The sequence below is a fragment of the Lysinibacillus sp. FJAT-14745 genome (assembly GCF_001275675.1).
Lineage (GTDB): Bacteria > Bacillota > Bacilli > Bacillales_A > Planococcaceae > Lysinibacillus.
This window is the reverse complement of record NZ_LITM01000002.1, coordinates 607,282-626,766: the sequence shown is the minus strand read 5'-3', so window position 1 is coordinate 626,766 and position 19,485 is coordinate 607,282. Positions and strand designations below refer to the sequence as shown.

Annotated in this window: 19 protein-coding genes; 12 read left to right on the top strand and 7 right to left on the bottom strand. The window is 37.5% G+C overall.

The window, feature by feature from the left end; all coding sequences use genetic code 11:
- Positions 1 to 158: 158 nt before the first annotated feature.
- Positions 159 to 1,028 (bottom strand): YitT family protein, encoded by an 870-nt coding sequence (locus AMS59_RS04440; RefSeq protein WP_053482544.1) that lies wholly within the window; start codon positions 1,026 to 1,028, stop codon positions 159 to 161.
- Positions 1,029 to 1,143: 115 nt separating this feature from the next.
- Here AMS59_RS04440 and AMS59_RS04435 point away from each other — a divergent pair, with 115 nt between their 5' ends.
- The 6 genes from AMS59_RS04435 (at position 1,144) to AMS59_RS04410 (ending at position 6,233) form a co-directional block, all read left to right on the top strand.
- Positions 1,144 to 1,479, top strand: coding sequence for a nucleotide pyrophosphohydrolase (locus AMS59_RS04435; RefSeq protein WP_053482543.1), 336 nt, complete (start codon positions 1,144 to 1,146; stop codon positions 1,477 to 1,479).
- Positions 1,479 to 2,276: a 4-hydroxy-tetrahydrodipicolinate reductase gene (gene dapB, locus AMS59_RS04430; protein ID WP_053482542.1), complete on the top strand. Its 798-nt coding sequence runs from the start codon at positions 1,479 to 1,481 to the stop codon at positions 2,274 to 2,276. The genes AMS59_RS04435 and dapB overlap by 1 nt, the downstream gene beginning before the upstream one ends.
- Before the next feature lie 19 nt (positions 2,277 to 2,295).
- Positions 2,296 to 2,700, top strand: coding sequence for a methylglyoxal synthase (gene mgsA / locus AMS59_RS04425; protein ID WP_053482541.1), 405 nt, complete (start codon positions 2,296 to 2,298; stop codon positions 2,698 to 2,700).
- 32 nt (positions 2,701 to 2,732) lie between these two features.
- A complete protein-coding gene (bshA, locus tag AMS59_RS04420; protein ID WP_053482540.1) occupies positions 2,733 to 3,878 on the top strand; it encodes an N-acetyl-alpha-D-glucosaminyl L-malate synthase BshA in 1,146 nt (381 codons plus the stop codon).
- Positions 3,865 to 5,043, top strand: coding sequence for a CCA tRNA nucleotidyltransferase (locus tag AMS59_RS04415; protein ID WP_053482539.1), 1,179 nt, complete (start codon positions 3,865 to 3,867; stop codon positions 5,041 to 5,043). The genes bshA and AMS59_RS04415 overlap by 14 nt, the downstream gene beginning before the upstream one ends.
- Before the next feature lie 206 nt (positions 5,044 to 5,249).
- Positions 5,250 to 6,233 (top strand): biotin--[acetyl-CoA-carboxylase] ligase, encoded by a 984-nt coding sequence (locus AMS59_RS04410; RefSeq protein ID WP_053482538.1) that lies wholly within the window; start codon positions 5,250 to 5,252, stop codon positions 6,231 to 6,233.
- 118 nt (positions 6,234 to 6,351) lie between these two features.
- Here the strand turns inward: AMS59_RS04410 and AMS59_RS04405 are convergent, their stop codons facing one another.
- The 4 genes from AMS59_RS04405 to AMS59_RS04390 form a co-directional block, all read right to left on the bottom strand.
- Positions 6,352 to 6,876 (bottom strand): GNAT family N-acetyltransferase, encoded by a 525-nt coding sequence (locus tag AMS59_RS04405; RefSeq protein WP_053482537.1) that lies wholly within the window; start codon positions 6,874 to 6,876, stop codon positions 6,352 to 6,354.
- A gap of 365 nt (positions 6,877 to 7,241) precedes the next feature.
- A complete protein-coding gene (locus AMS59_RS04400; protein WP_053482536.1) occupies positions 7,242 to 8,075 on the bottom strand; it encodes a DUF4097 family beta strand repeat-containing protein in 834 nt (277 codons plus the stop codon).
- Positions 8,075 to 8,686, bottom strand: coding sequence for a DUF1700 domain-containing protein (locus AMS59_RS04395; RefSeq protein WP_053482535.1), 612 nt, complete (start codon positions 8,684 to 8,686; stop codon positions 8,075 to 8,077). The genes AMS59_RS04400 and AMS59_RS04395 overlap by 1 nt, the downstream gene beginning before the upstream one ends.
- Positions 8,679 to 8,999, bottom strand: coding sequence for a PadR family transcriptional regulator (locus tag AMS59_RS04390; protein ID WP_053482534.1), 321 nt, complete (start codon positions 8,997 to 8,999; stop codon positions 8,679 to 8,681). The genes AMS59_RS04395 and AMS59_RS04390 overlap by 8 nt, the downstream gene beginning before the upstream one ends.
- 222 nt (positions 9,000 to 9,221) lie before the next feature.
- Between AMS59_RS04390 and AMS59_RS04385 the strand changes: the two genes are divergently transcribed.
- The 5 genes from AMS59_RS04385 (at position 9,222) to panD (ending at position 13,111) form a co-directional block, all read left to right on the top strand.
- The gene (locus AMS59_RS04385; RefSeq protein WP_053482533.1) at positions 9,222 to 9,893 is read left to right on the top strand and encodes a TetR/AcrR family transcriptional regulator; all 672 of its coding nucleotides are present in this window, start codon (positions 9,222 to 9,224) and stop codon (positions 9,891 to 9,893) included.
- Between the two features lie 2 nt (positions 9,894 to 9,895).
- Positions 9,896 to 10,657 (top strand): CPBP family intramembrane glutamic endopeptidase, encoded by a 762-nt coding sequence (locus tag AMS59_RS04380; protein WP_053482532.1) that lies wholly within the window; start codon positions 9,896 to 9,898, stop codon positions 10,655 to 10,657.
- Between the two features lie 378 nt (positions 10,658 to 11,035).
- Positions 11,036 to 11,872 carry a 3-methyl-2-oxobutanoate hydroxymethyltransferase gene (panB, locus tag AMS59_RS04375; protein ID WP_053482531.1) on the top strand — a complete coding sequence of 279 codons (837 nt, stop codon included), beginning with the start codon at positions 11,036 to 11,038 and terminating at the stop codon, positions 11,870 to 11,872.
- Positions 11,872 to 12,726, top strand: coding sequence for a pantoate--beta-alanine ligase (gene panC, locus AMS59_RS04370; protein ID WP_053482530.1), 855 nt, complete (start codon positions 11,872 to 11,874; stop codon positions 12,724 to 12,726). Before panB ends, panC begins: the two co-directional genes overlap by 1 nt.
- Before the next feature lies 1 nt (position 12,727).
- Positions 12,728 to 13,111 (top strand): aspartate 1-decarboxylase, encoded by a 384-nt coding sequence (panD, locus tag AMS59_RS04365; RefSeq protein WP_053482529.1) that lies wholly within the window; start codon positions 12,728 to 12,730, stop codon positions 13,109 to 13,111.
- A gap of 236 nt (positions 13,112 to 13,347) precedes the next feature.
- On the opposite strand, the gene AMS59_RS04360 is transcribed toward panD, so the two are convergent.
- Positions 13,348 to 14,106: a hypothetical protein gene (locus AMS59_RS04360; RefSeq protein ID WP_053482528.1), complete on the bottom strand. Its 759-nt coding sequence runs from the start codon at positions 14,104 to 14,106 to the stop codon at positions 13,348 to 13,350.
- A gap of 419 nt (positions 14,107 to 14,525) precedes the next feature.
- On the opposite strand from AMS59_RS04360, the gene dinG reads away from it, so the two are divergent.
- On the top strand, positions 14,526 to 17,297 hold the full coding sequence (gene dinG / locus AMS59_RS04355; RefSeq protein ID WP_053482527.1) for an ATP-dependent DNA helicase DinG: 2,772 nt from the start codon (positions 14,526 to 14,528) through the stop codon (positions 17,295 to 17,297).
- A 173-nt stretch (positions 17,298 to 17,470) separates the two neighbouring features.
- On the opposite strand, the gene AMS59_RS04350 is transcribed toward dinG, so the two are convergent.
- Positions 17,471 to 19,276 carry a diguanylate cyclase gene (locus AMS59_RS04350; RefSeq protein WP_234007679.1) on the bottom strand — a complete coding sequence of 602 codons (1,806 nt, stop codon included), beginning with the start codon at positions 19,274 to 19,276 and terminating at the stop codon, positions 17,471 to 17,473.
- Between the last annotated feature and the right edge of the window lie 209 nt (positions 19,277 to 19,485).

Genomic DNA, 19,485 nt, shown 5'->3' with positions numbered 1-19,485 from the left:
GTCAGCAACAAAGCGAGTAGCCCGTAGCGGAAATCAGCCTCTTTGGATGTATAAAAATGGTTAATCAACACACCTGGTTTTACAATTTATTATGTAGAAAAAACCTACCTCCAACGAGCAAGTAAAAAGTTTCGAGGAGAGTAGGCAGATTGTTATTTTTAATGGAGCGGTTGTTTTTGGTCATCGAGCGTGAAGCCTTCTCCTGCAACATCTCGTACTTCTATTATAGATACGAAAGCGTGCGGATCAACCTCATGAATTATAGATTTTAAGCGTACAACCTCATTGCTGCCAATGACACAATAAATAACTTCTTTTTGTTGCTTTGTAAAATGGCCATGACCTTCAAGTATAGTAATACCGCGTTCCATTCGTAAGGCAATCATCTCAGCAATGGTGCTAGACTTTTCAGATATAATAAGTGCTCCACGAGCTGCATATGCTCCTTCTTGAACAAAATCAATGACGCGCGCGCCAACAAATACCGCAACGAGGGTATACATCATAGAGCGTGCATCTAAAAACGTTAGCCATGATAGTATAATAACAATAGCGTCAAAGATGAACATCGTTTTACCCATACTCCAGCCAAAATATTTATGACCGAGGCGAGCCAAAATATCTACACCGCCTGTTGTACCACCGAAGCGAAAGACGATACCAAGTCCTAGTCCAACAAATACCCCTGCAAAAAGAGCAACAAGTAGCATATCGTCCTCTAAATGAATAGTAAATTGGTATTTTTGGAAAACTTTAAGGAAAACTGAAACAGATAAAGTTCCAACAAGCGTATAAATAAATGATTTTTTCCCAAGTAAACGATAACCAATAATAAACATAGGAATGTTTAATAGTAAATTCATTAATGCGGGGTCCCAGCCTATTGTAAAATAAAGTATGAGTGTAATCCCACTTAGTCCACCTTCACCAAGTTGATTTTGCATGTTGAAGTGGACGAACCCGAAGCTGAAAATTGCAGCTCCGAGCATTATTGCGATAATATTACTGATTTTAATCTGTTTTAGCATATGACCTCCTGAAGTCCCAAACAATTGAAGTAGTATTATCTATTATCTGACATTTTATTGTTTTTGACAACAATGGTGTAAATTTTATACGATGTTAAGTAGGAGTGTGATTTAGATGACTGAACAAGTGACAATGCAAGCTTTACAGAAGCGTGTGGATGATTATATAGGGCAATTTAAGGAAGGCTATTTCCCGCCATTCGAGTTACTGGCACGACTAACTGAGGAGCTTGGTGAATTGTCTCGCGAGGTGCAGGACGTTTATGGGCAAAAGAAGAAAAAGAGTACAGAGGAAGCAAACAGCATTGAAGAAGAATTAGGTGACTTTTTCTTTGTTTTAGTGTGCTTTGCAAATGCACAGGGCATTAAATTAGATGAAGCACTTTTACGCGTAATACATAAATTTGAAACAAGGGATAAAGATCGCTGGACTAGAAAGGATGGAGAATAATGTCAATTCGTGTAGCAATAGCAGGACCTAGAGGAAAAATGGGGGCTGAAGCTGTACATACGGTTATGAAACATGACAGAATGGAATTAGTAGCTGTACTAGATTATAAGGAAGTAGGAAAAACACTAGCTGATTTAGAAATGTTTCCAGCAAGTTATACGGCACCGATTTTTACAGATATGCATGAACTTGTAGAGGCAACAGCACCTGACGTATTAGTCGATTTAACAAGTCCGCATGCAGTTTACAATCATACTAAAGAAGCTTTGAATTTAAATGTACGACCTGTAATTGGTACAACAGGCTTTACTGATTCACAACTAGAGGAATTATCAGCAATTGCTAAAGAAAAAGATCTAGGCTGCATTATTGCACCAAACTTTGCAATTGGGGCAATCCTTATGATGAAATTTGCTAAGGAAGCAGCAAAATATTTACCTGATGTTGAAATTATTGAAATGCACCACGATCAAAAGCTGGATGCGCCATCTGGAACAGCCGTTAAAACAGCACAATTGATTCAAGAGGTGCGAGCACAAAAAATGCAAGGACATCCAGAGGAAAAAGAAACAATTGAGGGTGCAAGAGGGGCAGAATTTGATGGCATGCGTATTCACTCTGTTCGTTTACCTGGTTTAGTGGCACACCAGCAAGTGTTATTTGGCGGAGATGGGCAGCTATTAACAATTCGTCATGATTCGTTAAATCGTAATTCTTTTATGTCAGGTGTAGCTTTTTGCGTAGAAGAGGTCATGAAAATGGATCAACTTGTATATGGTTTAGAAAACATCATCTAAAGATTGGGATGGAAGCTTTATGAAAATCGCATTAATTGCACATGATCGCAAAAAAGATAATTTAGTACAGTTTGCTATTGCTTACCGAGATATTTTAAATGAGCATACGTTGTTTGCTACAGGTACAACAGGACAGCGTGTTATGGAAGCTACAAGCTTAGAGGTAACACGTTTTCGTTCAGGACCACTCGGTGGTGATCAACAAATTGGCGCAATGATTGCCAATAATGATATGGACATGGTCATTTTTTTCCGTGATCCTTTAACAGCACAACCACATGAGCCAGATGTTTCTGCACTTATTCGTCTTTGTGATGTTTACCAAGTGCCACTGGCCACAAATATGGGAACAGCAGAAATATTACTAAAAGGCCTACAAGAAGGCTTTGTGGATTGGAGACTGATTCAAGAAAGAAGAAATTAAAAAAGACGTGATTTTGAAAGGATGATAATCGAATGAAAAAGCTAAAAATCGGCATTACCTGTTATCCAACAGTTGGAGGCTCTGGTGTTATTGCAACAGAATTAGGAAAAATGCTTGCAGAGAGAGGACACGAGATTCATTTCATCACCTCAAGCGTACCATTTCGATTGAATAAAATTTATCCAACCGTCTTTTTCCATGAAGTAGAAGTTAACAATTATTCAGTATTTCAATATTCGCCATATGATATAGCATTAGCGAGTAAAATGGCGGATGTGATTAAGGATGAAGAACTAGATGTGCTTCATGTGCATTATGCAATACCACATGCTGTCTGTGCTGTTTTAGCACGTGAAATGAGTGGTCGTGACATTGGGATTGTCACAACGTTACACGGTACAGATATTTCTGTGCTTGGGCAGGATTCTACTCTTTCACAGGCAATTAAGTATGGCATTGACAAATCTGATATCGTTACGACAGTGTCAGAGGCATTAAAGCAACAAACCTATGAGCTTATTGATACAGTAAAGCCGATTAACACGATTTACAACTTTGTTGATGAACGTGAATACTTCCCGCGCAATCCAGGAATCCTGAAGGAACAATTTGGAATTGGAGAAGATGAAAAAGTTATTATTCACGTATCTAACTTCCGTAAAATTAAAAATCTTCCGCATATTATCGACGCTTTTATGAAGATTCGTGCCAATATGAAGGCAAAGTTGTTGCTAGTAGGAGATGGCCCAGAAAAGCATCGTGTAATGGATCAAGTGAAGGAAAGTCCTTACATGCAGGATGTTCTATTTTTAGGCAAACAAGAAAATTTGGCTGAATTGTATGCGATAAGTGACCTTAAATTATTACTATCGCAGCAGGAATCATTCGGGCTAGTCTTACTTGAAGCAATGGCTTGTGGTGTACCTTGTATTGGATCAGCTGTAGGCGGTATTCCAGAAGTCATTGAGCATGGTGTAGATGGCTATATAGTGGAATTAGGTGATACGGACGCAGTGGCAGAGTATGCCGTGAACTTATTGAATGATGAAGAGAAATTACAACGTTTCCGCGAAGCAGCTATCCGTGCTGTTGATGAAAAATTCCATTCATCTAAAATTGTAGAACAATATGAAAAATTGTATGAAAAGGTTGCTGAAAGAAATCATGCAAAACAATAAAGAATGGCAAGCAGCCTATTCAGTTATTGAACAACTAGAAAACGCAGGCTTTGAAGCAGTGATCGTCGGTGGTGCGGTTCGAGATGCTATACTCGGTCGCCCTGCTCACGATGTAGATGTTGCAACAAATGCCATGCCAGACGAAGTAAAGTCCATCTTTAATCACACAGTTGATATAGGGATTCAGCATGGGACGGTACTTGTTATCGTGCCAGCTGGATCGGTGGAGGTAACGACATATCGCACAGATGGTGAATATACGGATCACCGTAGACCAGAGGAAGTGCAATTTGTACGATCGCTAAAAGAAGATTTACAGCGCCGAGACTTTACGATGAATGCCATAGCGATGCGTCGTGATGGGTCTTTTGTTGATTTTTATGGAGGACGCCAAGATATTGAAGTTGGTGTAATACGAGCTGTTGGTGACGCGCAGAAACGCTTTTCGGAAGATGCATTACGAATGCTGAGAGCCGTGCGTTTTTCAGCTCAGCTTGGTTTTCTAATTGAATCAGAAACCTTGAAAGCAATGCAGGACAAAGCTGAAAATATTTCTTGGATTGCGAAGGAGCGCATAAAGGCAGAGCTCGATAAGCTATGGGTAGGGAAAGATGTATTTAACGGTATAAGAAAGCTTGAGGAAAGTAGCTTAGTGAATTATTTGAATGGTACTTTTCAAGCTGATGACTGGCATGAATTTAACACGCAGGACAAGCTATTAGGCTGGGCATATTTTGCGGTGTTACAGGGTGATCATTGGCGAGAAGTGCTAGGTGACTATCGTTTATCGAATAAGGAGATGGCATTTGTAAAAGCTGTGTTAGAAGCTTTGAAAGCTTTAAAAAATGGCTGGACGCAAATGGATTACTTTTTGTATACACAACAGGAACTAGAGACAGCTTGTTATTTTTCGAAGTTGAGACAGCTTGACGTTCAAATGCCACAGCAAAGTATTCATGAAATAAAGACGAAGCTTCCCATTAGACACAAGCGAGAGCTCATTGTAAACGGTACAGATTTAATAAAATGGTCTGGAAAAAAAGGTGGACCATGGGTAAAAGAAGTGTTGCAGACGATGCTTGAAGCAGTTGTCAATGGCGAGCTTCAAAATGACCGACAACAGATAAAGAATTGGATAGAACATGATTATTTCAAAAAAGAATGATTAACATCGATTTTTAAACGAGGAGCCGGTCTCAAAAAATGAATGAGACGGCTCCTTTTAATTTAACATCTATTTATTTTTACCTAAAAGATATTTGATGATAGATTGTGGTCAATTGCCATAATTTACAGTATGATAAATACAATTGAATCAATATTATGTAAGTACATAAAAATATAGCAGAGTATAATAAAGGATTGATTAGCATGAGTATTTCTATGAAGGATGAAATTTTAAAAAGAATATTAGCTGCTAATGGTGAAGCGGTTTCAGGTCAGGAGCTAGCAGATTCCCTTGGAGTATCACGTACAGCTGTATGGAAACATATGCAGTCGCTACAGGAGGAAGGCTATACATTTGAAACGGTAAAGAAAAAGGGCTATGTACTGACTGGTGTGCCAAATAGCTTAAGTCCAACACAAATTGAACTATTTTTAAATACGGAACATTTTGGACGTGAAATTCATTATTTTGATGTGGTAGATTCAACACAAACAATCGCTCATAAGTTTGCACAGGAAGGCGCTCCGCATGGCACGATTATAATCGGGGAAGAGCAAACTGCTGGCCGTGGTCGTATGGCGCGTCCATGGGAATCTGCAAATGGTACAGGTATTTGGATGACCGTTATTGTGAGACCTGATGTTACTCCTCAGCAAGCTTCATCGTATACACTAGTAGTAGCAGTTGCGGTTACGATGGCTATTAAAACATTATATAAACATATTGAACCAGCCATTAAATGGCCAAATGATTTACTCATTAACGGTAAAAAATGTACAGGTATATTAACAGAAATGCAGGCTGAAGCCGACCGTGTACAAGCACTGCTAGTAGGCATAGGTATTAATGCAAACCAAGCCGAATCAGATTTCTCCCCAGAAATTGCTGATATTGCGACATCTTTACGTTTAGAAGCGGGTGAGGAAATTAATCGTGCAGCCCTTGTCGCATCTATTTTACAATATTTAGAACAATTCACGGAGTTATACGTGAAAGAGGGCTTCGCTAGCATTAAAACGCTATGGGAACAAATGTCATGTACTATTGGACAACGTATTGAAGTAACGACTTTAAGTGGGTGCTTTGAAGGTATTGCCAGTGGGATTACGGATGAAGGTGTACTACAGCTAACAGAGGATAATGGCACAGTGCGAACAATTTATGCTGGAGATATAAAAATTTTATAGAACATAACTACAAGCATACTCTGTAAATAGTTTTACTTATCTGTTTTAATTAAAAAGAACGTATATTTTCAATCTGAGAATATACGTTCTTTCATATTTTTCGAGTTTAAATAGCGCTCTATTGTATTTTTTCTATAACCTTATCAATATCATTCCATACATAAATAAGCTCTTCTAATACTTTTCCGCCAATCTTAATTTCGATTTTATTGACATAATGTGCACCGAAATATTCATAGAAATAACGTGTTTTATTTTCTGCTAATACTTCGACAAATACTTTTTCATATCCTTGTTGTTTAAAATAGGTGAATATTTCTTTGAGTAGATGTTTACCGATTCCGGTTCCTTGATATTCTTCTAAAAGATAGATAGACGTTAAATCAGTTGCATTGGGTGCTGAATTAGTTTTTCGCGTGCCACCAGTAGCAAAGCCAATTATTTCACCTTGTTCATTTTCCGCCACCAATACATAATTCGTAGCATCTGAAATATTCCTCTTCCATAACTCTGTTCGCTGCTCGTAAGATAAGTTATTCAAAAAATCATCTGGAAGAATGCCTTTATAAGTCGTTCGCCAACTGTCAACATGTACTTTTCCGATACCTTGAGCATCTTTAATGTTTGCTTGTCTAATTTTCATATTGATCACCTCATAAATCGAATTTTATCTCCAAGATGACGGCGTAACTGACCTGATTCACCTCGGTTATTGCCTTCACTTACAAGAATCGATTGCTCTGATGAAAATTTCTAACCATTATCATTTATCTGCTCTTGGAGCGAAAGAGAAGCGGCCCATCGTACGCCCCAGGAAGCTTTGCTCTGTGCGAAAGCGAAGCGTCAGCTACAAATGTTTTCTGTGCGAAAGCGAAGCGTCAGCTACAAATGTTTTCTGTGCGAAAGCGAAGCGTCAGCAACAAATGTTTTATCTGTGCGAAAGCGTAGCGTCAGCAACAAAGCGCCCAGCCGGAACGTAAATCAACCCCTCGTTTTGCCATGAGCCTTTTATTTAAACTTTAACTGTAAGTCACCATATGAAAGTGTTACCTTTAGCTGGTTATCACCCTTATATAATTGTGATACTTTGTCGTTCTGATCTTTCTTATCAACTGTAAGATCCCCGAAGTCAGTTTCTAATTCAAAGCCAAGTTCACTTTTTTTATTTTGTAAATGAAGTGTAGCATCTCCAAAGTTAGACGTAATAGTGGATTGACCATTTAATGTTCCATCAATGTTAATATCACCATGTTCACTTTCGGCAACGAAGCCATTACTAGAAAATTGTTGTAATTTCATATCACCAAATGATTGTGTAATCTCTGTTTTATCACCAGTAGTGTCTTTCAATAGTATGTCTCCAAATTCTTCAATTAAATTTAACTCTTGATATTTCAAACCACGAATCGTTGTATCTCCAAAATTACTATTAAGGACAACGGTTTTCAATTTTACATCTGAAGGAACATAGATTTTGATGGAAGGAGTACTGAAGCTAAAAAATCCGAATTCGAAACCATTCTTCTTCTTACTCTTTGTTTCAACAGTTAATGTATTGTCTTTAATACTGTACGTCACATCATCATCTTTAATAACATTTGTTTCTAGTGCATAATGATCACTAGTAACAATTTCAACATCTCCATAGTGATTGATAATATTGAGGTTAGTGAAATCATCTAGTTTATAGGAATTGTTTACTAGTTTATTGCTCTCAGGCAGTTGGATACCTTCATCATTTATCACAAAACTCCATTTCCCACCAGAGAAATAACCAACTAGAGCTAACAGTACGCCTAAAGCAATCATAGTAATGGCAATATGGGTATGTCGGGACGTCATTAGTATCCCTCCTTCCGCTTCTTCGTTATTTTATGGAATAGTTTACCTAATGCTTTAACACAAACAACAACGATTGTTTTGATCAAACGTGTAACGATTGGGAAAAGTAGGATACCCAAACCTGTTACGATAAAGCCAACACCCATAAAGAGTAATGCTGTTTGCCAGTCCTGAGTTAAAATGAAGAAGCCTGAAATAAGTGCAGCGATTCCACCGAATAAGATACCAAGTATAGTTGCGATAATTGCGATGATAACGCTGAAAATAACTGCTCCAAATGAAAAAATAAGTGCTATAGCAACTACAAGTAACGGTAAAGAAAGTGGGGCAGATATTATTGCTAGAATGATAAGCCAAATCGCAGACATATTCTTCTTAGTCGAAGTTGAATTTGAATTTGAAGTTGCTTCTAAATCCTTTAATGCATAGTCCGCCATTATTTGTGATGCAACATGAGAAGGGGAGCCTAGTTGTTGTATGACCCGCTGTTCGTTTTCCTCTCCTGCTTCATCGAAATATTCCTCATAATAGGCAAGTGCAGCATCAATCTCATGAGCTGAAAGACGTTGTAATTTCCCCCGTAGCTTTTTCAAAAAGCTTGCTCTATTCATCATATTTCCCTCCTATAAGTACACAATCAACCATTTCTTTATACTTTTGCCATTCTTTTAATAGCTCCAGTAATCGTATTCGACCTTGATCAGTAATTTGGTAATAGCGTCTATTTCTGCCTTGGTAGGGCTGATCGTATGTTGTTAAGCAATTTGCTTTTTGTAAACGACGTAATACTGGGTACAGCGTAGATTCTGATATATCCATCACGGATTGTATTTGCTGTGTTAATGAGTAACCATAAGCATCCTCTTTATCGACGATGGCGAGTACACAAGCGTCAAGTAAAGCTGAGCCAAGTTGAAATGTCATCTTTTCTCACCTCACAATGTAATACCTATACAAGGTTTTATATTATATGTCGTATAGTATGGTGGAAGTATATTACATATCACATTGAATTGTCAAATTTTATTAAAAAATTTAAGTGGGAAATAAAAATGATAGTAGTGTCATTTATAATTGACAATAAAATGTATATTAATTATGATAAAAATGACAATGATGTCATTTTAAATGTTTGGAGGAAAAGTAGTGCCAAAAGTAAGCCATGAATATGTACAGGAAAAGAAAAACAGCATTTTAGAAGCAGCCATAGCAGTATGTAAAGTTAAGCCACTTTATGACATTACGATGAGGGATATTATTAAAGCGTCAGGAGTAAGTCAGGGTGGGATTTATCGTTATTATTCAGACTTGGATGAAATACTTATTGAGGTTATTAATCAAGTAAATGCTAACGCAGACTATAAACATATTATCGATGGAATTACGGATACGAGTAATTCTCCCACAAAGACAATCATTAAATTATTTAATTTTCTTGGGGAGTACATGAAGGAAAACGTATCAACAGTTGGTAAAATCCAATTTGAGCTTACGATTTTATGTGCTAACAATCCAGATAGAGAAAAGAAAATTTTATCGAGCATTTATGAGAATGAAAGTGGACAATATTTTATGCAACAAATTTTTCGTTCAATCCATGAGGGTATTTCTTCAGGATGCTTTAAGCCTAAGATTTCGATAGAGGATCTATCTACTTTTATAATGACGTCCATTGATGGCATTGTGAGAGACGTTGTCTTGCAAAAATGTTACGGGGTGTTTTCAAATAATCAAGTGCAGTTTGATGAGATTCGTTTGATGAATACACTTTGCAAATCCGTCTTATTACTATTGGGTACGAAAGAAGGGGAGGATTAAAGTTGAGAATAGAGGTAAGAAAGTTTCTATTTTATACCTTCGCAACGTCTTGGATAATATGGGGCAGTTTAGCCTTATTAACACAGCTGAATTTGCTGAAGTTTGGCAACGCCATATCAATGCTAATATTTATTCTCGGCGGAATTACTCCTGCAATTTGTGAGATTTGGTTGAAAAAGAAATACTCGACTAAAGAAGAGTTCAAATCATTTATCCATAATGTAAAAAATCCTAAGCATTCTGTATCTTGGTATATATTTGTAATCGGATTGGCATTTGCGCCTTTTTTTTTACCAACGCTATGGGGCGGAGCAACTATGGAGAATCCAATGTATCTGGCGTTACTTGAATTGCCAATCATGATTATTGGTGGAGGACTAGAAGAAATTGGCTGGCGTGGTTTTTTACAGCCTACATTACAAAAAAGATGGTCTCCTTTCACAAGTACAATTATTGTGGGCGTTATTTGGGCAGTCTGGCATTTGCCATTATGGTTTGTCATTGGATCAAACCAAATGAACATGAACTTCCTATGGTTTTCTCTAATAACTGTAGCATTATCATTTTTATTGACGATCATTTACCTATCCACTAAAAGTATTTTTCTCTGTATTGTTTTTCACGCTTTAACCAATTCATTTTGGGATGTTTTCGTACCAGTGACAAATGTATCGTCTGGTTTATTCACATTATTATTTGCTCTGTTTCTATTTACAGTGTTTGAAGTTTATCGAAAATCAAACTTTCAGAAACGAATGGTTTGAATTTGATAATAGTTATTGATTGTAATTATTAGAAAATAATATTTGAAGATTACTAGGGGAATCTGTTATAGTATGTGCGAAGGGCAGTATCCTTTTGGGAACGGCACCTTCAAAAACGTAAGAACTATTTATAATAAATATCTGCCTTGATCTTTTAATGACAGGGACGGAAGAAAACAAGCGTTCAAAAATATAACTTGATTCAATGGATGGGCAATTCTCTCAAAGAGTTTGTTTCCGTATCCCTTTATTAAGTTATGGCCTCTAATCTAAAAGCAAGAGGTGATTTTTGATGACGAACGAAACACTACCCTTCTGTCCATTTTAGGAACAGAGGGGTTTTTCTGTTTTCTTCCCTTAAAAAAGGAGGACTACATGATGAAAACAACTTCAGATTTTTTAAAGATGAAGGCAGCAGGTGAGAAAATCGTTATGCTCACGGCATATGATTATCCTGCTGCAAAATTTGCCGAGGAAGCAGGCGTCGATATGATTCTAGTGGGAGATTCACTAGGTATGGTAGTACTAGGCTATGATTCTACAATGCCAGTAACAGTAGCCGATATGGTTCACCATGCAAAAGCAGTGCGCCGTGGGGCAAAGGAGACGTTTGTTGTTGTGGATATGCCATTTGGTTCGTACCACGGTGATGTACACGAGACGTTGAAAACCGCAGTTTCCATGATGCAGGAAACAGGAGCAGATGCACTTAAGTTAGAGGGTGCAGGGGATGTTCTACCGGTAATTCGTAAATTAACGTCAGCTGGTATTCCGGTGGTAGCTCATTTAGGTTTACTCCCTCAATCAGCAGGAGTACTTGGTGGCTACAAGGTTCAGGGGAAAACAGCTGAACAGGCAACGAAACTCATTGAAGATGCAAAAGAATGTCAAGAGGCTGGAGCATGTGCTGTCGTCTTAGAATGTATTCCGCATCAGCTAACAGAGATGGTATCCGCTAATCTTATTATTCCAACGATCGGTATTGGAGCTGGTGCAGAGGCTGATGGACAAGTGTTGGTTTATCATGACATGTTAAGCTACGGTTCACATCATGTACCAAAATTTGTAGAACAGTTTGCTAATATGGGCCAAGAAGCAAGCAGTGGAATTGCTAGTTACGTAGAAGCGGTAAAAGCAGGTACATTCCCTGCGCCAAAGCATTCCTTCACAATGAAAGAGGAAGCATTGGATCAGCTATATGGGGGCGTAAAGTAATGAAAGTCGTAACTACTATCCAAGCACTATCCGTAGAAATCCAAGCAGCTAAGCAAGCCAAAAAAACAATTGGGCTCGTTCCGACAATGGGTTTTTTACATGAGGGCCATTTAACGCTAGCAAAAACAGCTCATGCCGAAAATGACATAGTCGTTATGAGTATCTTTGTCAACCCAACACAATTTGGGCCAAACGAAGATTTTGAAAGCTATCCGCGTGATTTGCCACGGGATACTGCTTTAGCAGAGTCTGTCGGTGTAGATATTATTTTCGCACCAAGTGTTGAAGAAATGTATCCTCACGATGGCGGTATTCGTATTCATGCGGGTGAACAGGCAACCATTCTTTGCGGGGCGAGCCGTCCAGGACATTTTGATGGCGTTTTACAAGTTGTATCAAAACTATTTCACCTAGCACAACCGACAAGAGCATATTTCGGACAAAAGGATGCACAGCAGGTTGCTATTATCGCTACGATGGTAAGAGATTTTAATTTCCCTTTAGAAATGCGAGTAGTACCAATTGTGCGTGAAGAGGACGGCTTAGCTAAATCTTCTCGTAATGTCTATTTAAGTCAAGTTGACCGACAAGAGGCACCAGCAATTAATGAAGCACTACAACTTGCTCGTGAAAGCTTTTTAGCGAATGGTGATGCAGTGAATGCACTTGCTAAAGCAAAGAATCACATTGCAGCACGTACACATGGAGAAATAGATTATTTTGAGCTATTAGCGTATCCAGACTTAACACCAGTAACAGCTGAAACGGAACAAGTACTTTTAGCTGCAGCCGTCTATATTGGTAAAACTCGATTAATTGATAATTGTATCTTTAATGTGAAAGAAGGATTGTAATATGTTACGAATGATGATGAACAGTAAAATCCACCGTGCTACAGTGACACAAGCAGATTTAAATTACGTTGGATCGATAACGATAGATGAGGATATTTTAGACGCAGTAGGAATGCTACCAAACGAAAAGGTGCATATCGTCAATAACAACAATGGAGCACGCTTTGAAACATATATTATTGCAGGGCAACGTGGATCAGGTGTTATTTGTGTGAACGGTGCAGCAGCACGTCTAGTACAACGTGGAGATATTGTGATTATAATTTCTTATGTGTACGTAGATAACGAAGAGGCAAAAAATCATAAGCCAACAGTAGCTATTATGGGCGAGGGCAATACAATTAAAGAAATGATTGCCCATGAGCCAGAAGCAACGGTGATGTAATGTGATAAAAGTGGGTACTATTTTGTAACTTTAAAGACAATTTTTTTATAAGGTGATTGAATTCATCATAATTTGAAAGTGTACATTACTAAATTAAATTTTAATGATGTACACTTTTTATTATGTCAAAAAAATGTTGAAGAAAAGGCATACCAGAGATTTGTAATGAAAATCTATCAATGAAGAAAGGACACTACTGATTCTAGGTGTCATTGATTTGATTTGCCATATGAGCATTAAAGTGAATTTAAAAAGTTATCCAAACAAAAATATTTCGTTAAAGATACCTTTCTACCTTCTTTGTGCCAACGATTATAAACTTCAAAAACATGATGCACATTGTTATTTGAACGTTCCTCCACTAAGTATTTGATGGTTTGGAAGCTACGCCAGTAGTCATACATAATACTAGTTAAACTTTCCGATTCATAACTAGCAGTACCAAAATCATCTAATGAATGTTTTCCATATTTATCTTTAAACAAATGAATCAATTCTAACTCAATCTTTGCAATTTCAATGAATTGATTTTCATTGAGAGTTAATTTTTTTGATAAATATTCGCACATTCCTTCTTCAAACCAAATGCTATCCATTCGAGCATCATCAAATTCATCGAGAAATAAATCCGAATGATGCGTTAGCTCATGGGCTAAAATGCAAAAAATATGGTCATTATTAATCGATTTATAGTATTTTTCTATCTCAAAATGTTGTTGACCTTCTAATTGTCTTAAAAATAACTGTCTCCAATCCTCAAGGTTCGGATTCATATAGATACTATCTTTATTTGTATATGCAGGAATAGGTACATTTGAAAAAATATTTGTCGCAATTTCTTCTGAAGTCCATACAATCGCCTTAGGAATATCATGGAGTTCATATTCTTTTTCTAATATTTGACGATAAATCTCTAATTTTTCAATAAAATATTGAGTTGGTTGTATATTATTTTGATATTGTTCTATATTTTCATATGCAAAAATTTGTTTCATTTATGAAGTATACCCCCCTTTAATTGTACCTTTTAAATTTTAGGTTTTTGGCTCATAACCAAAAGTTGTGGATGACATTTGTAAAGACGTCGCCTGGTATATAAGTTGATTGGAGTGGAGGCTGGGCGACTCCTTGGGGATCAGCGTCACAGATGAGACCCTGGAGCGAGCACCGCGAGTGAAGCGGCTCATCGGACGCCCCCAGGAAAGCGCCCAGTCGGAACGGAAATCAACCACACGTTATGGTGATGGCCACGTCTTTAATGAATATTATATATTAATTTGAAAATTCTTACTGTGAATCCTGATAATCGTTCAGAAGTCTTTTTTTATGACCAATCAGCAAAGGTGAAGGGATGCCGTTGAGCCAAATATGTGATAAAATTCATCTATCTAATGTGAACTGTGAGTTGAGATGTATGATGGAAAGTCAAAAGTATGCAATTGTTGATTTAGAGACGACTGGTCATTCACCGGCAAATGGGGACCGAATGATTCAAATCGCAATTGTTATTATGAAAGATTGGAAAATTGAGCGTACCTTTACGAAGTTTATTTATCCAGGTAAAGCTATACCAACTTTCATTCAGGATTTAACGCATATTACGGATGAGGATGTAAAGGATGCCTTGCCGTTTGAGGCACATGCTGACTACATATATGAATTGCTTGCTGATTGTGTATTTGTCGCACATAATGCGGATTTTGACTTATCCTTTTTACAAGCAGAGTTCAAGCGTGCAGGTTTACCGAAATGGCAAGGTAAAAAGATGGACACGGTTGAGCTTGCCAAAATACTATTTCCAATGTCGCTGAGCTTTAAGCTAGGTGATTTAGCTTCGGATTTAAATATAGAGCTAACTAATGCACACCGAGCTGATGACGATGCCCGTGCAACGGCTGAGCTCTTTATACATTGCTGGAGAGAGCTACTCAGTCTCCCACAGCTAACTCTTGAACAAATGCATAAACGCTCATTCAGATTAAAATCAAATTTATCCCAGCTTTTCTTTGAGGCTCTTCAAATTAAACGACAGCATGTAACTGCTAATGAGAATGTCTCCTACTATCGCAATTTGGCCATTTCTGATGGACGAAAAAAGCGTACAAATAACTCGGAGATTGTATCGTACCCGCAAACAGCAGCTGACAAAACAGCATTAATGACAAAGGCGATGCCAAATTTTGAGCAACGACCTGCACAATTCGAAATGATGGACACTATTTGGCAGGCACTAAATGACAAAAGGGAGTGCGTGATAGAGGCCTCAACAGGTATTGGTAAAACAGCGGGCTATCTACTCCCAGCGATTTTGTATGCTCGAGCTGTCGATAAAAAAATTGCGATTAGCACATATACGTCACACTTGCAGGAGCAGCTTGTTGAGGAAGAGCTCCCAAAGATTGAAAAAATCCTTGGCACTAAAGTAAATATTGCTGTTCTTAAGGGCATGCAACATTATATTGACGTTGAACGCTTTGAGCAATGTATGGCTTATGCTGATGAAACTTATGATGATACATTTACGATTTTACAGATTCTCGTCTGGCTGACCAAAACAGAAACAGGTGTGCTAAGTGAGCTCAATGTTTCTGGTGGTGGACAACTATTTTTAGAGAAAATTCGCAAAATGCCCGATGAAAAACCTTCAAAGGGCTTTGATTTCTATGAGCAAGCGTTAAAAAATAGTGAATTTGCCGATTGCATTGTAACCAATCATTCTATGGTACTCAGTGATTTAGTTCGTCAAACACCAATCTTTACACAAATTGACGGATGGATCATTGACGAAGCTCATCAATTTATACAATCTGCTATGCAGCAAGACGAAATTGTCTTCTCCTATACACAGTGGAAGTACATTTTCGGTCAAATAGGAACGATGGAGGAAACTGCTTTGTTCCAGCAATTTAGTCAGGCAGCCAAGAAAAAACAACGTGTTTCTATGCAAAGCTTGCAACGACTAGATACACAATTTATACGCCTGCAACGGACATTCGATGACACTATTCAGCGGACTGTTCAAAAAATGCAGCATCAAATAAAAGGAAAACAGGCTAGTAGTAAATGCACTTTGTTTTTAGAGGATGTATCGCTAGCAAAAGAACCGCTTTTACAAGTGAGTAAGCTCACACAGCAGTGGCTTGACCTTGCGACGGAAGTAGGGCAGGCCTTTGAAAATAATATTGAGCAACTAGATAAAAATGAGCTCTATATATTATCGGAATGGCATTATTGGATCCGTGAATTAAAAGTAAAAATCGCTGAATGGGAGGAAATTTTCCTATCGCCACAGGATGATAATTCAGTGTGGTTAGAATTTGATTTACGGAGCGTTCCAGGGAGCTTGCACGTCTTTAAAAAGCCTGTTAATATCACGCCTATCATTGAAAAAGTACTTGCACCACTTCGGAAGCAGGCAAGTATTGTGTGGACTTCAGGTACTTTAACTGTGCCAGGTAATGAACGTTTTGTGACGCGTCAACTCGGTATTTCTGATAGTGTGCAAGTAAGAAAGCTCCAAGCGCCACCATCCTATTATGCAGGAGCGAAGGCATTTATTGTCACAGATATGCCCGATATTCAACATGTGTCACAGGATGAATATATTGAAGCGGTTGCCCACGCTATTACACGTACAGTGCGGATGACGGAAGGACGTTGTTTTGTCCTATTTACCGCGCAGGACATGCTTCGAAAAACAGTGGAGCTTATTCAAGAGAGTGAACTCCTTGATGATTATATGCTCTTTGCACAAGGTGTAACGGGTGGTAGCCGTATGCGAATCCTGAAATCATTCCAAAAATTTAGTCATGCCGTTCTTTTTGGTACAAACAGCTTTTGGGAAGGTGTAGACGTTCCAGGTGACGCACTTGCATCGGTTATCGTTGTACGTCTGCCGTTCTCCTCACCAGAAGAACCTATATTTAAGGCGCGAGCAAAGCATATTACTGCACAAGGTCGCAATTCCTTCAATGAACTATCACTGCCAGAAGCCATCATGCGTTTTAAACAAGGCTTTGGTCGTTTAATCCGTTCATCACAGGATAGAGGAGCCTTTATCGTTTTAGATCGCCGCATTTCAACAAAGTCGTACGGTAAGGAATTTATCAAGGCGTTACCTCCGATTGATGTTAAGAAATTGCAGCTACCTGAGTTGTTAAAGGAACTTAATAATTGGCAGAAGTAGATGGAACCCCATTTAGCAGTTTTGCTAAATGGGGTTTTTAGATAGGTGGAGGTAGCAGAGAGAAAAGTAAGGTAACCTGACCGAATAAAGAGATTCGTTCAGTGTTTATCAAAATCCAATTCCTAAAAGAGGACGTCAAGACAAGGAAACTGTCATGACGCTTCATTTACTTTTTATAACGAAGAGGAGACATTGCCATCATCTATTAAAAATTCAACACAGTTTCTGCCTCGTTCTTTTGCTTGATATAACGCTTTATCACATCTTGATAATAATGTATTTCGCGTATCACCATTTACATAGCTAGTTACACCGAAGCTACTAGTTTTTCGCTGTACAACAGGGAATTGATGATTTTCTAATTGTTGACGAAGCTTTTCAGAAAGCTTTATAGCACCATCTAGTTTAGTTTGAGGACAAATAACTAAAAATTCCTCGCCACCCCATCTACCAACTGTATCTTGCTCTCGAATTGTATTTTGCAATATCTCTGCTACTTTCATTAAAACTAAGTCGCCTACTTGATGGCCAAACTCATCATTTACTTCTTTAAAAAAATCAATATCTAGTAGAATAATAGTGAACGGAGCCTCATGCTGTTGGGCATGTTCAATAGCCTCTTCTAACACATCGTCTAACCTTACACGATTTGGAATTTGAGTAAGGCGATCTGTATTTGCTAATTTTTCAAGCTCAAGTTTTGTTCTTTCTAGCTCTTGTGTTCGTTCTTTTACTTTATGTTCGAGCGTTTCATTGAGCGTTTGTTGCATTTCCTGATGCTCTTTTTTTATGATATTGATTTTATCGCCTAATGCTAATGATAAAAATATTGATTCAAAAATAGCACCAATTGCAGGGATATCCTCAAATATAACTGGATTGAATGGAATAATACTTAAAAAAGCCAATGCTTGTACAATGATGGAACCAAGCAGAACGGTCCAACCTACCATATAAAATCTAGCCATTTTCTGACCTTTTAATAACACAAATATTCCCGATAACCAAAGGGAAATAAAGACAACTACAGAAAGAATAATTGTTAAATCATTTGCAATTGCAACATCAGGGACAATGGATGAAACAATTAAAGAAAGTATAGTGATCCATAATAGAAAATTCCCGATTTTGTGGAAGCGTGGTAAGTATTTTTTTAGTTCAAGAAACTCTCTACTAAATAAAATCATACATATAAGTAAAATATTTCCGCTTATCGCTGCAGATTTTAGAAAAAACCATTTAGGCAAAAGTTGGCCTACTAGTTCAATATCTAAAGAATTCAAAGTAGCTTGATAGAGAATAAAACTAAACATATACAAAACATAGTAAAAGTAAGCCTTATCTTTTAACGAAAAAAATAAAAATAAATTGTATATTAAAAGTGCGGACAAGAACCCATAAAAAATCCCTGTTAAATATTTGTAGTCAATAATCTCATTGATAAAGCTATCCGTTGTGAAAAGATAAGAAATTGAATTTAGTGGTAATTCACCATCTAATTTTATATAAATTTCTTTGACGGAGGGGTCTTGGATTTGAAATAAATTAGAGCGATAATGAATGTTTTGATCGTCAATATTTGAAATTCCTCTTTCTTGAACACTATAAGAGCCATTTTCTTTCACTAAATACATTTCAATGCTATCTAGCTTGTCTGTTACCTCCAACCAGTAAGACTCCTGTTTATCCTTTAATATTTCATCGGTATCTAATCGTAGCCAAATCGTATCCTTCGTATGCCAAAAGAATAAATATTTCTCTTTACTATCGACAAAGGAATTATCATATGTACCGCTTAATAAATCTTCTATCGTAATTTTTTTTGAAGGGTCACGAAAAATATCATAATGCTTTCCCAATATAATAGGTTCCGATAGTTCTGCAGCATGACATGGCAAGCTGAATTGTGTAAAAGTAAATATGAGTACGATAAGAAAATAAAATATCAGGTTAGTTTTTATAATTTTATTCTTCATCATGTATTTTTTCTCCTATCCTAATCCCTAACCTTCAGTTACTAGTAAGGATGCTAATTAAAGGTAAAATAAGGCACTCTAAAAATAGAGTGTTATATAAATATATCACACTTTATTCTATGTTTAGGATTTTTACGGCTCATCACCAAAATCCGGGGATGACAAAATCAATGACCTGTTTCCAAACGTAAACGGAGGAAAAGATGGGCATC

What these genes read in the sequence shown, in the direction of transcription:
- AMS59_RS04440 (WP_053482544.1), bottom strand. Translation starts at nt 1,028, where the DNA reads ATGCTAAAACAGATTAAAATCAGTAATATTATCGCAATAATGCTCGGA.
- AMS59_RS04435 (WP_053482543.1), top strand. Translation starts at nt 1,144, where the DNA reads ATGACTGAACAAGTGACAATGCAAGCTTTACAGAAGCGTGTGGATGAT.
- dapB (WP_053482542.1), top strand. Translation starts at nt 1,479, where the DNA reads ATGTCAATTCGTGTAGCAATAGCAGGACCTAGAGGAAAAATGGGGGCT.
- mgsA (WP_053482541.1), top strand. Translation starts at nt 2,296, where the DNA reads ATGAAAATCGCATTAATTGCACATGATCGCAAAAAAGATAATTTAGTA.
- bshA (WP_053482540.1), top strand. Translation starts at nt 2,733, where the DNA reads ATGAAAAAGCTAAAAATCGGCATTACCTGTTATCCAACAGTTGGAGGC.
- AMS59_RS04415 (WP_053482539.1), top strand. Translation starts at nt 3,865, where the DNA reads ATGCAAAACAATAAAGAATGGCAAGCAGCCTATTCAGTTATTGAACAA.
- AMS59_RS04410 (WP_053482538.1), top strand. Translation starts at nt 5,250, where the DNA reads ATGAGTATTTCTATGAAGGATGAAATTTTAAAAAGAATATTAGCTGCT.
- AMS59_RS04405 (WP_053482537.1), bottom strand. Translation starts at nt 6,876, where the DNA reads ATGAAAATTAGACAAGCAAACATTAAAGATGCTCAAGGTATCGGAAAA.
- AMS59_RS04400 (WP_053482536.1), bottom strand. Translation starts at nt 8,075, where the DNA reads ATGACGTCCCGACATACCCATATTGCCATTACTATGATTGCTTTAGGC.
- AMS59_RS04395 (WP_053482535.1), bottom strand. Translation starts at nt 8,686, where the DNA reads ATGAATAGAGCAAGCTTTTTGAAAAAGCTACGGGGGAAATTACAACGT.
- AMS59_RS04390 (WP_053482534.1), bottom strand. Translation starts at nt 8,999, where the DNA reads ATGACATTTCAACTTGGCTCAGCTTTACTTGACGCTTGTGTACTCGCC.
- panB (WP_053482531.1), top strand. Translation starts at nt 11,036, where the DNA reads ATGAAAACAACTTCAGATTTTTTAAAGATGAAGGCAGCAGGTGAGAAA.
- panC (WP_053482530.1), top strand. Translation starts at nt 11,872, where the DNA reads ATGAAAGTCGTAACTACTATCCAAGCACTATCCGTAGAAATCCAAGCA.
- panD (WP_053482529.1), top strand. Translation starts at nt 12,728, where the DNA reads ATGTTACGAATGATGATGAACAGTAAAATCCACCGTGCTACAGTGACA.
- AMS59_RS04360 (WP_053482528.1), bottom strand. Translation starts at nt 14,106, where the DNA reads ATGAAACAAATTTTTGCATATGAAAATATAGAACAATATCAAAATAAT.
- dinG (WP_053482527.1), top strand. Translation starts at nt 14,526, where the DNA reads ATGATGGAAAGTCAAAAGTATGCAATTGTTGATTTAGAGACGACTGGT.
- AMS59_RS04350 (WP_234007679.1), bottom strand. Translation starts at nt 19,276, where the DNA reads ATGATGAAGAATAAAATTATAAAAACTAACCTGATATTTTATTTTCTT.